This window comes from Pseudolysinimonas kribbensis, from assembly GCF_039531715.1.
Taxonomy (GTDB): Bacteria; Actinomycetota; Actinomycetes; order Actinomycetales; family Microbacteriaceae; genus Pseudolysinimonas; species Pseudolysinimonas kribbensis.
The window spans coordinates 394,947-408,632 of sequence record NZ_BAAAQO010000002.1 but is presented as its reverse complement, the minus strand read 5'-3'; the positions used below and the strand labels follow the sequence as shown (position 1 = coordinate 408,632).

The 13,686-nt window shown below is 70.6% G+C and carries 14 protein-coding genes; 9 read left to right on the top strand and 5 right to left on the bottom strand.

Annotation, left to right across the window (positions count from 1 at the left end):
- Positions 1–104 precede the first annotated feature (104 nt).
- The 6 genes from ABD285_RS02660 (at position 105) to ABD285_RS02635 (ending at position 6,533) form a co-directional block, all read left to right on the top strand.
- Positions 105–2,051, top strand: coding sequence for a Na+/H+ antiporter NhaA (locus tag ABD285_RS02660; protein WP_344200051.1), 1,947 nt, complete (start codon positions 105–107; stop codon positions 2,049–2,051).
- 98 nt (positions 2,052–2,149) lie between these two features.
- The gene (locus tag ABD285_RS02655; RefSeq protein WP_344200048.1) at positions 2,150–3,052 is read left to right on the top strand and encodes a ferritin-like domain-containing protein; all 903 of its coding nucleotides are present in this window, start codon (positions 2,150–2,152) and stop codon (positions 3,050–3,052) included.
- Positions 3,053–3,070: 18 nt separating this feature from the next.
- A complete protein-coding gene (gene ctaD, locus ABD285_RS02650) occupies positions 3,071–4,801 on the top strand; it encodes an aa3-type cytochrome oxidase subunit I (protein WP_344200045.1) in 1,731 nt (576 codons plus the stop codon).
- Between the two features lie 120 nt (positions 4,802–4,921).
- On the top strand, positions 4,922–5,518 hold the full coding sequence (locus ABD285_RS02645; protein ID WP_344200042.1) for a molybdopterin-dependent oxidoreductase: 597 nt from the start codon (positions 4,922–4,924) through the stop codon (positions 5,516–5,518).
- Positions 5,515–6,276 (top strand): FAD-binding oxidoreductase, encoded by a 762-nt coding sequence (locus tag ABD285_RS02640; RefSeq protein ID WP_344200039.1) that lies wholly within the window; start codon positions 5,515–5,517, stop codon positions 6,274–6,276. The genes ABD285_RS02645 and ABD285_RS02640 overlap by 4 nt, the downstream gene beginning before the upstream one ends.
- 2 nt (positions 6,277–6,278) lie before the next feature.
- On the top strand, positions 6,279–6,533 hold the full coding sequence (locus ABD285_RS02635) for a DUF6510 family protein (RefSeq protein ID WP_284253739.1): 255 nt from the start codon (positions 6,279–6,281) through the stop codon (positions 6,531–6,533).
- A 61-nt stretch (positions 6,534–6,594) separates the two neighbouring features.
- Here the strand turns inward: ABD285_RS02635 and ABD285_RS02630 are convergent, their stop codons facing one another.
- Positions 6,595–6,810: a hypothetical protein gene (locus tag ABD285_RS02630; RefSeq protein ID WP_284253738.1), complete on the bottom strand. Its 216-nt coding sequence runs from the start codon at positions 6,808–6,810 to the stop codon at positions 6,595–6,597.
- Positions 6,811–6,926: 116 nt separating this feature from the next.
- Entirely contained in the window at positions 6,927–7,502 is a 576-nt protein-coding gene (locus tag ABD285_RS02625; protein WP_284253737.1) for a TetR/AcrR family transcriptional regulator, read from the bottom strand.
- Between ABD285_RS02625 and ABD285_RS02620 the strand changes: the two genes are divergently transcribed.
- On the top strand, positions 7,496–8,149 hold the full coding sequence (locus tag ABD285_RS02620) for a hypothetical protein (protein WP_344200034.1): 654 nt from the start codon (positions 7,496–7,498) through the stop codon (positions 8,147–8,149). The two genes, ABD285_RS02625 and ABD285_RS02620, sit on opposite strands and share 7 nt — an antisense overlap.
- On the opposite strand, the gene ABD285_RS02615 is transcribed toward ABD285_RS02620, so the two are convergent.
- Together ABD285_RS02615 and ABD285_RS02610 are read right to left on the bottom strand one after the other, a co-directional pair.
- On the bottom strand, positions 8,068–9,078 hold the full coding sequence (locus tag ABD285_RS02615) for a GDSL-type esterase/lipase family protein (protein ID WP_344200031.1): 1,011 nt from the start codon (positions 9,076–9,078) through the stop codon (positions 8,068–8,070). The genes ABD285_RS02620 and ABD285_RS02615 overlap by 82 nt on opposite strands.
- A gap of 123 nt (positions 9,079–9,201) precedes the next feature.
- Positions 9,202–10,422, bottom strand: coding sequence for an MFS transporter (locus tag ABD285_RS02610; protein WP_344200028.1), 1,221 nt, complete (start codon positions 10,420–10,422; stop codon positions 9,202–9,204).
- An 84-nt stretch (positions 10,423–10,506) separates the two neighbouring features.
- Here ABD285_RS02610 and ABD285_RS02605 point away from each other — a divergent pair, with 84 nt between their 5' ends.
- Positions 10,507–11,415, top strand: coding sequence for a BadF/BadG/BcrA/BcrD ATPase family protein (locus ABD285_RS02605; RefSeq protein WP_284253731.1), 909 nt, complete (start codon positions 10,507–10,509; stop codon positions 11,413–11,415).
- 15 nt (positions 11,416–11,430) lie between these two features.
- Here ABD285_RS02605 and ABD285_RS02600 read toward each other — a convergent pair whose 3' ends face one another.
- On the bottom strand, positions 11,431–12,927 hold the full coding sequence (locus tag ABD285_RS02600) for a DHA2 family efflux MFS transporter permease subunit (RefSeq protein WP_284253730.1): 1,497 nt from the start codon (positions 12,925–12,927) through the stop codon (positions 11,431–11,433).
- Positions 12,928–13,004: 77 nt separating this feature from the next.
- On the opposite strand from ABD285_RS02600, the gene ABD285_RS02595 reads away from it, so the two are divergent.
- Positions 13,005–13,679, top strand: coding sequence for a winged helix-turn-helix transcriptional regulator (locus tag ABD285_RS02595; protein WP_344200023.1), 675 nt, complete (start codon positions 13,005–13,007; stop codon positions 13,677–13,679).
- Positions 13,680–13,686 lie beyond the last annotated feature (7 nt).

The window sequence follows — 13,686 nt, the reverse complement described above, 5'->3', positions numbered from 1 at the left end:
CTTGCCCCCTTTTCGGCGAGCCGGCGACGTACCATCGGCAGCGCCCCCCGAAAGCACGCGCACGGCGGTGGCAGCAGGACACTCGGCGGCCGGCGACAGGGACCATGACCTCAGAACACGAGCGGCGCGCGATCGCGGGCGATCCCGGCGACGCGGTCGCCCCGGACCCTGCAGCGGTGCAGCACACCATCTGGGCGCGGAGCATCGCCTCGCAGCTCGGCCGGTTCCTGCGCGCCGAATCCGCCAGCTCCGGCATCCTGCTGGCCGCAATCGTCGCCGCCGTGGTCTGGGCGAGCGTCGACCTCGGGTCGTACAGCGGAGTCTGGCGCCTCCCGCTGTCGGTGCAGGTCGGCGACGTCCGGCTCGGCATGCCGCTGCGCGACTGGATCAGCGAGGGCCTGATGACGTTCTTCTTCCTCGTCGTCGGGCTCGAGGCGCGCCGCGAGTTCGACCTCGGTGAGCTGCGCGATCGACGTCAGCTGCTGATGCCGCTCGCGGCCGGCATCGCCGGCATGGCCCTTCCGGTCGCGATCTTCCTCGTCGCCAACGCGGGGGGGCCGGCCGCCCACGGCTGGGGCGTGGCGATGTCGACGGACACCGCCCTCGCCCTCGGGTTGCTCGCCATCCTGGGCACGCGGCTGCCGGAGAGGCTGCGCGGATTCGTCGTCACCGTCTTCATCGTCGACGACCTCGTCGCGCTCGTCGTGATCGCGGTCGTGTACAGCCACGACATCCACTGGATCCCGCTCGTGGTCGCGGTGCTCGCCTGGGCCGTCATCCCGATCATGGTGCGACTCGGGCCGAACTGGCCGGCGCTGGCGTACGTGGTGGTCGGGGTGGTCTGCTGGGGCGGCCTCTACTACGGCGGCGTGGATCCGGTGGTCGCCGGGCTCGCCATCGGACTGACCGGACCGGCGTACTCACCGGGCCCCGACAGCCTCGAGACGGCGACGCGGCTGGTGCGTCGCTTCCGCGAGCAGCCGACCTCGCAGCTCGCGCGCAGCGCGGGCGCCGGCCTCCTCAACACGATCTCGCCGAACGAGCGTCTCCAGACGCTGTACCTGCCCGTCGCGTCGTTCGTCATCGTGCCGTTGTTCGCCCTGGCCAACGCCGGCATCCCGATCGCTCCCGCCTTCCTCGCCACCGCGTACACCTCGCCGATCACGATCGGCATCGTCCTCGGCTACGTCGTGGGCAAACCGGTCGCCGTGTTCGGGATCTCCCGGCTCATCGCGGCGGTCACGCGCGGTCGGCTCCGCCCGCCGGTCGGTTGGGCGGCGGTCGCCGGCAGCGGGCTCATCGCGGGAGTCGGCTTCACGGTCGCCGTGCTCGTGGCGTCGCTGGCGTTCCGGGGGACGGAGCTCGCCCAGGCCAAGCTGGGGATCCTGACCGCCGCCGCCGTGTCGGCCGTGCTGACGTGGGCCCTGTTCCGGATCACCGCGGCACTGCCGCCGCAGCGGCGCGCCCAGGCGCTCCTCGGCACGGTGCGCGGGCTGACCGACCTCTCGCCGGATGTCGATCCGGATCGCGACCACATCCGAGGGCCCGACGACGCGTTGGTGACCGTGGTCGAATACGGCGATTTCGAATGCCCGTACTGCGGCCGGGCCGAAACCCATGTCCGCCGGCTGCTGACCGACGTGAGTGTGCGCTTCGTGTGGCGGCACCTGCCTCTGCCGGACGTGCATCCGCACGCGCAGCTCGCGGCGCAGGCGGCGGAGGCGGCCGGCGCGCAGGGCCGGTTCTGGCCGATGCACGACCTCCTGCTGCAGCACCAGAGCGCACTGGAGCCCGACGACATCCGGCGCTACGCCGAGCAGCTCGAGCTGGATCTCGACCAGTTCGACCGCGACCTCACCCGGCATCGATATGCCGCACGGATCGCCGCCGACGTCGAGTCGGCGGACGTGAGCGGCGTCCCCGGGACCCCGACGTTCTTCATCGACGGCCGCCGGCATTACGGCGCGTACGACGTCGCGTCTCTCGAGGCGGGGGTCGCGGCCGCTCGGGATGCCGCCAGCGCACGGCAGGGCGGCGCTGCGTCTCGGTGACGCTGAGCGAGACGCGCCGGGGTCGTTTGACACCGCGATGAACCGCGGCGAAGGTGGATGAAAACATCCGTCTGGTTGGACGCTGATCGGAGAAGCTCATGGCTGGGAACGACTTCATCTCGAACGCGGTGCATCGCAGTGGCGAGACCGCGCAGGACACGCAGAGGCTCGGGGAGATGGTCGACGCCGCCGGCGGCGGACCGGCCCCGAGTCCGAGCGAGGCGCCCAGCGACGCGTCGATCCTGAACTTCGCGCTGAACCTGGAGTACCTCGAGGCCGAGTTCTATCTGCGCGCCACGGGCAGCGCCCTGCCGGACGAGCTCACGACGGGCACCGGCACACGCGGCGAGGTGTCGGGCGGCAAGCCGGTGCCGTTCCAGAACCCGGTCGTGCGCAAGTTCGCCCAGGAGATCGCCTCCGACGAGAAGCAGCACGTCACCTTCCTGCGCGGCGCTCTCGGGAGTGCCGCGGTGTCGCGTCCGGCGATCTCGCTCGACCAGAGCTTCACGGCCGCGGCGCGCGCGGCCGGCCTGATCGGCGAAGCCGACACCTTCGATCCATACGAGAACGAGCTCAACTTCCTGTTCGCGGCCTACCTGTTCGAGGATGTCGGCGTGACGGCCTTCAAGGGCGCCGCCCCGTTCATCGCGAACAAGACCTATCTCGATGCGGCGGCCGGTCTCCTCGCCACGGAGGCGTACCACGCGGGCATCGTCCGGCTCTCGCTCTACAACCAGGGCGTCATCGACGAGGCGGTCTTCGGCGCCGTGCAGAAAATCTCGGACGTGCGCAACGCGGTCGACCACGTCGGCGACGACGACCAGAGCATCGGCGACGCCGACACGCTCAACCTCATCCCCACCGACGGCAACGGTGGCGCCTTCGGGCGCACGCCCCAGCACATCCTCAACATCGTCTATCTGACGCCGGAGCGCGCCACCCAGGGGGGCTTCTACCCCGCCGGGCTGAACGGCGACCTGGTCGAGAGCGCCGGGGACTGAACCGACCCGGCGGTTCCGATGACGACCCGGATCACGTCGGCACCGGCTCCGTCGCGGGCGCTCGCGCCGGAGCCGGGCCCCGACGCGAGCGCGCAGCCGTCGCGCGGGCGGTTGCTGTCCTGGCTGACGACGACCGATCACAAGACGATCGGCAATCTCTATCTCGTCACGTCGTTCCTGTACTTCTGCGTCGGCGGGGTGCTTGCGCTGGTCATCCGCACGGAGCTGTTCACGCCGGGCCTGGATGTCGTGCAGTCGAACGAGCAGTACAACCAGCTCTTCACGATGCACGGCACGATCATGCTGCTGATGTTCGCGACGCCGCTGTTCGCGGGCTTCGCGAACGCGATCATGCCGCTGCAGATCGGCGCCCCGGATGTCGCGTTCCCGCGGCTGAACGCGCTGGCCTACTGGCTCTACTTCTTCGGCTCGCTGCTGGTCGTCGCCGGCTTCTTCACGCCGCAGGGCGCCGCCGATTTCGGCTGGACGGCGTACGCCCCCCTCAACGAGACGACCTTCACGCCGGGTCTCGGCGGCAACCTGTGGGTCTTCGGCCTGGCGATGAGCGGTTTCGGCACGATCCTCGGTGCGGTGAACTTCATCACGACGATCATCACGATGCGGGCGCCGGGCATGACCATGTTCCGGATGCCGATCATGAGCTGGAACGTGCTCGTGACGTCGATCCTCGTCCTCGTCGCCTTCCCGGTTCTGGCCGCAGCGCTCCTGGCGCTCGGCGCCGACCGGGTCTTCGGCGCCCACATCTTCAACGCCGCCAACGGGGGAGCGATCATGTGGCAGCACCTGTTCTGGTTCTTCGGGCATCCCGAGGTCTACATCATCGCCGTCCCGTTCTTCGGCATCGTCAGCGAGGTGTTCCCGGTCTTCAGCCGCAAGCCGATCTTCGGGTACAAGACACTCGTCTACGCCACCATCGCGATCGTCGCCCTCTCGGTCACGGTGTGGGCGCACCACATGTACGTCACGGGGTCGGTGCTGCTGCCGTTCTTCTCGCTCATGACGATGCTGATCGCGGTGCCGACGGGCGTGAAGATCTTCAACTGGATCGGCACGATGTGGCGCGGCTCCGTCACGTTCGAGACGCCCATGATCTGGGCGATCGGCTTCCTCATCACCTTCACCTTCGGTGGGCTCACGGGCGTCATCCAGGCCTCGCCGCCGCTGGATTTCCACCTGTCCGACTCGTACTTCGTCGTCGCGCACATCCACTACGTGGTGTTCGGCACGGTGGTGTTCGCGATGTTCTCGGGCTTCTACTTCTGGTGGCCCAAGTGGACCGGCAAGATGCTGAACGAGCGCCTGGGCAAGATCCACTTCTGGCTGCTGTTCATCGGCTTCCACACCACGTTCCTCATCCAGCACTGGCTCGGCGTGCTCGGCATGCCGCGCCGGTATGCCTCGTACCTCCCCAGCGACGGCTTCACCTGGTTGAACCAGATCTCCACGGTCGGGGCCGTGATCCTCGGCATCTCCATGCTGCCGTTCCTGCTGAACGTGTGGATCACCGCCCGCCGGGCGCCGAAGGTCAACGTGGACGACCCGTGGGGCAATGCGCGTTCGCTGGAGTGGGCGACGTCGTGCCCGCCGCCGCGGCACAACTTCACCTCGATCCCGCGGATCCGGTCCGAGTCGCCGGCGTTCGACCTGCACCACCCCGAGGCGGGGCCGGCCATCGCCATCGGATCAGGTCCGGCCGACGCGCCCGAGGGCGTGACGGCCGGCGGATGAGCGGTCGCGACGTCGCGGTCGCCACCCCTGCGCGCGCGGTTGAGCCGTGCGGTCGCGCCCGGTAGCCTCGAATTCACCCGTCTGGTTGAAACAGCCGGACCGACACCGGAAGGATCGTTCATGGCTCCGGTCAATCGAGGATTCGCGGGCCGCCCGCGCGGCGGCGCCGACTCGCGGCTTCCCCCCGGCCAGACGCTCGTGTCCGGTTGGCCCGTGCTGACGGCCGGCCCCACACCCCCGGTGCAGCCGGACGAGTGGGAGTTCAGCGTCGAGACCGAGAAGGGGCAGACGTCCCGATGGAGCTGGGACGAGATGCACGCGCTCGGGGTCGACGACATCGAGATCGACATCCACTGCGTCACGCACTGGTCTCGGCTCGGAATGAACTGGCGCGGCGTCTCGCTCGACAAGATCTTCGCGCAGGTCACGACGTCATCCGACTACGTGATGGCCCACAGCTACGGCGGCTACACGACCAACATCCCGCTCGACGAGCTCCTGGACGGGCGGGCGTGGATCGCGTTCGAAGCCGACGGCCGGCCGCTGACCGCCGAGCACGGCGGCCCGGCCCGGCTTCTGGTGCCGCACCTGTACTTCTGGAAGAGCGCCAAGTGGGTGCGGGGTCTGCGGATGATGGAGCGCGAGCAGCCCGGGTTCTGGGAGAGCAACGGGTACAGCATCCACGGCGACCCGTGGAAGGAAGAGCGGTACTGGTGAGCCTCACCTCCAGCCCGGCGACCGAGCGGCGCGTCGCCTGGCGGGTCGGCACCGTCGTCGGCGTGCAGCAGGAGACGCCCCGTTCTCGCCGGATCACCCTCGACGTGCCCGGATGGCCCGGCAGCCTAGGTGGCCAGCATGTCGACGTGCGACTCACGGCCGATGACGGCTATCAGGCCAGCCGGTCGTACTCGCTGGCGTCCGCCGGCGAGGGCGGCGTCATCCAGCTCGCCGTCGATCGCCTCCCGGACGGGGAGGTGTCGCCGTACCTGAACGACGTCCTGGCGGTGGGTGATGAGGTGGAGGTGCACGGCCCCCTCGGCGGGTGGTTCGTCTGGCAGCCCTCGGCGTCCGCCGAACCGGTGCGGCCCGTCCAGCTCATCGCCGGCGGCTCGGGCGTCGTGCCGATGGTGTCGATCATCCGCACCCACGTGCAGGCGGGCGACGCCGCGCCGTTCCGGATGCTGTACTCGATCCGCAGCCCGGCCGACGTCTTCTTCCGCGAGGAGCTGGCCGCGGCGGAATCCGCCGGCCTGCTGAGCACCGAGTACGTCTACACGCGCGAGGCGCCTCCCGGCTCGACCACGCCGGCCGGACGGATCACGCGGGAGCGGTTCGCTGCGGCGCTGACCCCCGCCGAGCAGGAACCGACGGTCTACGTCTGCGGTGCGACCCCCTTCGTCGAGGGGGTCCTGAATTGGGCGCTCGAGCTCGGGCACGACCCGAAGCGCCTGCGCGCCGAGCGGTACGGAGGATGAAGATGACCCACATCGACGGCAATGCGATGTCGGGCGTGCTCAGCGAACTGCTCACGGTGGAGCCCACCACGGCCAGGTCGCGGTGCGCGAACTGCGGCGACGTCGCCGCACTCGCCATGGCTCTCGTCTATCCGGACGCGGCCGGCTGGGTGGCGCGATGCCGGGCCTGCCACGAGGTGCTCGCCACGGTCGTGCGCGGAGACGGCAGAACCTGGCTCAGCCTGCGGGGTATGACGGCCATCGAGCTCGAGCGGTAGTCGCCACCCGCGGCGACCGGGTCGAGCGCGCTCGCGCGCCGGTCGCCGCAGACCCGGCGGGTCAGTCGGGCAGTTCCTCGGCGTCCGGCTTCTCGGCCTTGCCGCCCATCGCCATGTCGTCAGTGCCCATGGCGTGCTCGTCCATGCCGTGCTCGCCCATGGCGTGTTCCTCCATGGTGTGCTCGCCCATGGCGTGCTCCGAGCCGTCCATGTGCGGCGTCATTCCGTCGCCCATCCGGGGCATCTCCGCCGCCGGTTCCATCTTCTCGTCGCTCATCGATCCCGTCCTTCGTCGTGCCGATACGAAAACATCCGGATGGATGATTTCGAGATCAAGCCAAGCGACCCGGGAGCGTGGATGTCAAGGCGGGTCCGCGCCGACGGCCACCCGCTTCAGTCGTGGGCGTCGTCGTCGAGCAGCGCCCGCATCGAGGCGACGACCACCTCGCGACGCTTCCCGCGTTCCTGCGCCGTGATCGCGTCGCGCTCTGCGGGGTGCACCTGCCAGGTGAGGGCCAGGCTGCGGCTCAACGCGAGGATCGTCTCCGGCGTGTACCGGCGGGTGATCCTGCCCACCTGCTGGGCCTGCAGGATGCGCGCGGCGTGTTCCTGGGAGGCGGCGTCCAGGGCCGGGATGTGCAGATGGTTCAGGCCCCGCTCGAGCTGCGCCCAGAAAGTGATCCGCCAGGTCTGGGGTGAATCGGCGTACGCGTCGAACACCCGCCCGGCGTATTCCGCCAGGTCCGACTCGTCGAAATGGATGGTCTGCTGGAGGGCGAGCATCCGGTCCTCGAACGCCGCGAGGAAGAGCCGCTCCTTGCTGCCGAAGTACTGGTAGATCGCCTGCTTGTTCGCGCGTGCCCGGCGAGCGATCGTCTCGACACGTGCGCCGGCGATCCCATGCGCGCTGAACTCCTCGATGGCCGCTTCGAGCAGGCGCCTACGGGTTTCGGCGGAGTTGTATGCCATGGGTTCAGGCAGACCGTATCAACTGTTCCGAGGATTTCGCACGCCACCGGCGGCGCTCAAACTGGACGAATTCGTCCAGCGCGGGGCAGAATGACCGTGATGAAGGCGGCTGGCAGGGTGATGGGTTGAAAGATCATTTCGCGCAGGTCCTGGCGCGCGAGCGCGCGGGCCTGGCCGCCGTCACCGACGGACCCACGCTCGCCGGCTGGAGCCGCGGCGTGGTCGACGAGTTGTCGGCGCCGCAGTCGCCGTACGCACTCGCGCTGCGTCCGACGGGTGAGGTGACCGACCGGGCCGACTTCCTCGATCGATGGCGCGAGCTCATCGCCGAGACGGTGGATCGGCTGCTCCGGTCCGGCGCCACGAGCGCGACGGCCGGCGCGTCCGGCGACATCGATGGCGACAGGACCGCGGTGCTGGTCCTGGCGGCGCTGCACGGGGGAAGCATCCTGAGCCAGCTCGCCCAGGACCCGTGGCCGCTGATCGCCGCGCTCGATCTGGCGCTGGCGCCCCTCCTGGCCGTCCCCGCCCGCCCGGCGAGGTCGGCCACGGACGGTCCCGACGCTCAGCCGGCAGGAACGATGTCGCCCGCCGCCGCGCGCAGCGCCGCGGCGACACGCGAGGCGATCAGCACATTCCCCTCCTGATCGGGGTGAAGCCCGTCGAACAGGTGACGCGCCTCCGACTCGGCGAGGAGGTCGCGCCCGTCGACCAGGTGGATCGCAGAGTCTCCCCGTCCGGCCAGATCACGCACCACCTCGTGGACGCCGTCGCGGAGATCGCGGAGCGTCATCCCGTTCGCGTTCGGGGTCGACTCGCGCGCGGGGCAGCCGATCGGCGAGGTCACGAGCAGCGGGGTGCCCGGATGCCCCTCCCGGACCCGGCGGATGAAGTCCGCCACCTGGCCACGCCAGCTGCGGGCGGAGAAGGAGAGCCGCCCGTACACGTTGATGCCCAGGCACAGGCTGATGAGCTCTGCCGGCAGCGCCGCGATCTGGCGGGCGACGACCGGGTCGAGATGGCATTCGGCGCTGAAGCCCAGGCACGTCAGGTCGAGATCGAGCCGCCGCGCCACGAGCGCGGGCCAGGTCTCGGAGGGGCCCGGGCTGGCCACGCACTGCGTGATCGAGCTGCCGTAGGCGACCCACCGCGGGGCGCTTCTCGACGGCTCTGCGGCGGCCGCGTCGCGCACGGCCGCGCGTCGTACGACGACCTCTCCGCCCTGCGGCAGCCAGAGCGCGACGGCGGCATCCGATCCCGGCAGGTCGAAGTCGAGGGATGCCGGTCCCGCGACCTTCCGGCGCGCTCGCAGCTCCCCGTCCACCACCAGGTCGAACGGCAGGGGCTCCGCGCCCGCCACATCGAGCTCGAGTTCGAGCCGGCGGGCATCCGTGCGCATCTCCAGCCGGACCCCCGCGGCGGCGCGCGCACGTTCGAACAGCTCGGGCGCAAAGGCGAGCGGTGCATCCTCGGGATCGAGGCGCCACGGCCGGATGCCGCCCGCGACCCGCTCCCAGGTCACGGCGCCGCGCCACAGCTCGGGCCGCGTCGCCGGGTCGACCGAACCGGCGGTCACGAGACGTCGCCGGGCATGGCATCGGGTCCGTGTGGTCTGCGCATCGCTCCGTCTTCGGCTCTCGTCCGCTGGGCCGTTGCCCGTCGCCAGCGGTCGTCGTCCGGGGTCAGCCTAGGGCCGCGGTCAATCGAGACCAGCACCGCCGGTGCGCCAGGCCGGACTGCGTGCCGCGATGATGACGAACACCGTGGCGATGAGAGCCAGCGCACCGTATCCGAGCGCGATATCCGGCAGTGACAGCGTGCGGGAGAGCTGGCCGGAGATGAGGCTGGGGATCGTGGCACCGCTGTAGCTGAGGAGGTAGATCACGGCGAAGATCGGTGCCCGGTCGACGACGGTGCTGCCCCACAGCAGGCCGCGCGTCGCGGCACTGATGGCGATCCCCTGACCGGCTCCGGCGACGACGGTCGCTCCGATGAACAGCGGCAACGCGCCACTGGTGATCGCCGTGATCACACCGATCCATCCGGCGAGGAAGGCCGCCATGCCGATGCGTTGCGCTCCCGCGGGCGTGAACCGACCGCCGAGCGGAGCGCCCAGTGCGCTGGGCGCCATGTACGCGGCGAACACCAGCCCCAGGACGACGGAACTGCCGGTATGGAGTTGATTCTCGACGAGCGCGGGCACGAACGCCTGGTAGAAGGCGCCCGTCGCCCACGTGGCCAGCAGGACCGCGGCGGCGACGGGAAGCACGGGCCTGACCCGGGGGGCGACGCGGACGCTGGGCCGCAGCGAACGCCAGGCGCCCGGCATGGGGTCGGCCGTCTCCGGGCTGAGTGCGATGAGCGCGACGGACGCGAGGAGCAGACCGATGACGGCGAGGAGGGTGAGATCGCGCGGCCACGGAGCGAACTGGATCAGGGCGCCCGACCCGATGGCGCCGATGGCGAGACCGAGCATGACCGTCTGGCTGGAGGCGACGGAGGCCAGCCAGGTCGGCCTGGCGGGTGCCGCGTCGACGATGTAGGCGGTCAGGCTGCTGCTGGCCAGTCCGGCACCGAAGCCCATGAGCACCCGGGCGGCGATCAGGATGCCGATGTCGTGCACGTTCAAGAGCAGGCCGCAGCCCAGCACGAGCAGCACCAGGCTGGCGATCGCGATGGGCCGTCGACCGAGATGGCCGGACAGGCGTCCCAGAATCAGCAGCGTGACGAGGGTGGCGGCGGAGTACGCGACGACGGCGATGGCGATGCCGGCGTTGGTGAACCCGTCCTCGGCCCGGTAGACGTTGAACAGTGGAATCGTCGAGCCCACCCCGGCGAACACCGCCACCAGGGAGATCACGGCGGAGACGAACGCGAGTCCGCGCATCCCTCCCCGCCTGCCCGCGTCTCGAATCGTCACGATAGGACGATATCGTCCTGTTTCTCGGTCCGCTCGGTGCGGCCGGATTCGGATCCCCTCCGGCGCGCCGACAGAATGTCCTTCGTGAACAACGTCTCCCGCCTCGATCGTCTCGTCGGCATCGACGTCGGCGGCACCAAGACGCATCTCGCGGCGATCGGACCCGATGGCGCGCGCCGCGACGTCATCCGGCCATCGGCCGACTGGCGACACGACATGCTGTTCTCCGACGACGGCAACCTGCCCCGGCTCGCCGAGTGGATCGCCACCCACGCCGTCGTAGGACCGGGCACGTCCGTGGCGGTCGGCCTGCACGACGGTGACACGGAGCAGCAGCTCGCGCTCGCGCGGGACGTGCTGTCGGGCGGCCTCGGCATCCGGGTGCGCGTCGAGAACGACGGCGAGCTCATCGTGCCCGCGGCCGGCCCGGAGCCGGCGATCGCCCTCGTCGTGGGCACGGGTTCGATCGTGTCGGGGCGCGATGCCGATGGGCGGCAGATCGGAGCGGGCGGCCACGGGTGGATGCTCGGCGACTGGGGCAGCGCGCCCGGTCTCGTGCGCGAAGCGCTCGTGCGCGTGCTGCCGCTGGTCGACGACGGCATCGAGGACGCGATCATCCCGCTGCTCGCGGACGCGTTCGGGGTGGCGGTGCACGACCTCGCGACCTCGACGACGGTCGACGCCTCGCAGGACCGCTGGGGCGACGCCGCACCCGTCGTCTTCTCGGCGGCGGATGCCGGATCGGCCGTCGCGCTGGAGACGATCGAGGATGCCGCGGATCGCCTGGTCGCCGAGATCGCGTCGGTGCAGCGCCGCGGCGCCCTCGGCGAGAAGGTCGTCGCCGCGGGCGGGGTCGTCTCGTCGCAGCCTCGGCTGCGGGCGGCCCTCGCCGCGCGCCTCGCCGTCCTCCCGCGCCCGCTCGGACTGCAGCTGCTCGAGGCGCCCCCGGTCGACGGCGCACTGCGCCTGGCCGCCGACGCCGCGGCGGTCTGACGGAGGCGCCCGGCGTCAGTGCTCCGGGTGGGTCGTCGCAGCGGGCCTGCGCACGAACAGTGCAAGCGCGATGACCGCGAACGACAGGATGCCGCCGGCGAGGAACGCCAGGTGCGCGCCATCGGCGGCGGCCGCGGCCGACGGGAGGTCGGGGTCCGCCGTGCCGGTGGCCGTGATCCCGGTCGCGTACAGGGCGACGAAGATCGCCGTCCCGGCCGCGCCGGCCACCTGCTGCAGTGTCGCGATCGTGGCGCTGCCCTGCGAGTAGAGCTGCGGGGGCAGCGAGCCGAGCGAGGCGCTGAACGCCGGCGTGAACAGGAACGCGAGCGACAGCATCAGCACGATGTGGGCGCCCAGCAGCACGATCCACGAGGAGCCCTCGCCGAGCCCCAGCGCCAGCGTCCAGAGCGACACGGCGAGGCCGATGGATCCCGGGATGACCAGGCGACGCGGGCCGAAGCGGTCGTACAGCCGGCCCACCGTCGGTCCTGCGAGTCCCATCAGCAGCCCACCCGGCAGCAGCAGGGCGCCGACCCAGATGGGCTCGAGCCCGAGGGTGTAGCGCGCGAACTGCGGCAGCACGATGAACGCGCCGAACAGCGCGACCATCGCGGCCGTCATCATGGCGACCGAGACCGCGAAGTCGCGGGAGAGGAAGGTCCGCAGGTCGAGCAGCGCGGAATCGGTGCGCTGCAGCACGACCTGCCGCCACCCGAAGGCGCCGAGGGTCAGCAGGCCGGCCACGATCGGGATCCACGGCGGCACCGCGGCCTCGCCGACCGCGCCCGCACCGATCTGGCTGAGGCCGAAGACCAGCGCGGAGAAGGCGAGGGCCGACAGGATCACCGAGGCCGTGTCGAGGGGTACGCGGCGGGTCTCCGAGACGTTCGGCACGCGGCGCACGCCGATGAGGAGCATCGTGAGCGCGATGGGCAGCATGACCCAGAACAACCCCTGCCACGGCAGCACCTGGATGAGCGCGCCCGAGACGATCGGCCCGACCGCGGGCGCGACCGACATGACGATCGAGACGCGCCCCATCACCCGGCCGCGCTCCTGTGCCGGCACGATCGTCATGACCGTGGTCATCATGAGCGGCATCATGATCGCCGTGCCCACCGCCTGGATGACGCGGCCGGCCACCAGGATCTCGAAGACCGGTGACAGAGCCGCGACGATCGTGCCGGTCACGAAGCTCGACATCGCGACGGTGAAGACCGTGCGGGTGTTCAGGCGCTGCATCAGCCATCCGGTGATCGGAATGACGACGGCCATCGTGAGCGCGAACGCGGTCGTCAGCCACTGACCCTTCGTCGCATCGATGTGCAGCGACTCCTGGATGCGCGGCAGCGCGACGGCCATCATCGTCTCGTTCAGGAAGACCACGAAGACGGCGGCGAGCAGCAGCGCGAGGGCGGTGCGGTTGCGGCGGGCCACCGCCGCGTCGGGGGTGACGGCGGAAGGGGAGGCGGGCGCGAGGGCGACCTCGTCGCGGGCGAAGGTGTCGGTCATGTGAGGCTCCTCAGCTCGATTGCTGCAAAAAATAAAGCACACTGCATTAAGTGAAGTCAAGTGGTAGCCTCGATGTCATGACGAACCAGGAGTACGGGCAGTTCTGCGGGCTCGCCCGCGCGGCCGAGATCGTCGGTCAGCGCTGGACCCTGCTGATCCTGCGCGACCTGAGCGTGGGACCCCGCCGATACTCCGACCTCGTCGGGGGATTGCCCGGCATCCCGACCAACACGCTCGCCTCGCGGCTGAAGGAGCTCGAGGAGGCGGGCCTCGTCATGCGTGCCGCGCCCGCCGGCGGCGATCGATCGGTGGTCTACGGCCTCACTCCGCGGGGGGAGGAGCTCGGTCCGGCGCTCGACGCGCTCTCGCGCTGGGGCGCCGGCGGCATGCGCACGCCGCGCGAGGGCGAGATCGTCACCACGGCATCCATCGTCTCCGCATTGAAGGTGGCGGCCGGCGACGGGGTCGTGCCGAAGAGCTGGAACACGACCTACACCGTGCAGGTCGGCGAGATCGTCGCGCACCTCGTGATGCGCGCGGGCGTCATCACGGTCGGCCCGGGCGCCGCCGAGAACCCGGACCTCATCATCGTCGCCGGGCCGCAGATCCGTGACGTGCTGGCCGGGGAGCTGGATGCGCAGACGGCCGTCAGTACGGGCGTCGTCCGGCTCGAGGGCGACCCGGCACTGTTCGAGCGCTTCGCCGACACCCTGCGCGTTCCGTACAGCCCCCACGTGCCGGCGGGCGCCTGACCCGAGC

Coding starts and splice junctions, on each gene's coding strand:
- ABD285_RS02660 (WP_344200051.1), top strand. CDS start 105: ATGACCTCAGAACACGAGCGGCGCGCGATCGCGGGCGATCCCGGCGAC.
- ABD285_RS02655 (WP_344200048.1), top strand. CDS start 2,150: ATGGCTGGGAACGACTTCATCTCGAACGCGGTGCATCGCAGTGGCGAG.
- ctaD (WP_344200045.1), top strand. CDS start 3,071: ATGACGACCCGGATCACGTCGGCACCGGCTCCGTCGCGGGCGCTCGCG.
- ABD285_RS02645 (WP_344200042.1), top strand. CDS start 4,922: ATGGCTCCGGTCAATCGAGGATTCGCGGGCCGCCCGCGCGGCGGCGCC.
- ABD285_RS02635 (WP_284253739.1), top strand. CDS start 6,279: ATGACCCACATCGACGGCAATGCGATGTCGGGCGTGCTCAGCGAACTG.
- ABD285_RS02630 (WP_284253738.1), bottom strand. CDS start 6,810: ATGAGCGACGAGAAGATGGAACCGGCGGCGGAGATGCCCCGGATGGGC.
- ABD285_RS02620 (WP_344200034.1), top strand. CDS start 7,496: ATGCCATGGGTTCAGGCAGACCGTATCAACTGTTCCGAGGATTTCGCA.
- ABD285_RS02625 (WP_284253737.1), bottom strand. CDS start 7,502: ATGGCATACAACTCCGCCGAAACCCGTAGGCGCCTGCTCGAAGCGGCC.
- ABD285_RS02600 (WP_284253730.1), bottom strand. CDS start 12,927: ATGACCGACACCTTCGCCCGCGACGAGGTCGCCCTCGCGCCCGCCTCC.
- ABD285_RS02595 (WP_344200023.1), top strand. CDS start 13,005: ATGACGAACCAGGAGTACGGGCAGTTCTGCGGGCTCGCCCGCGCGGCC.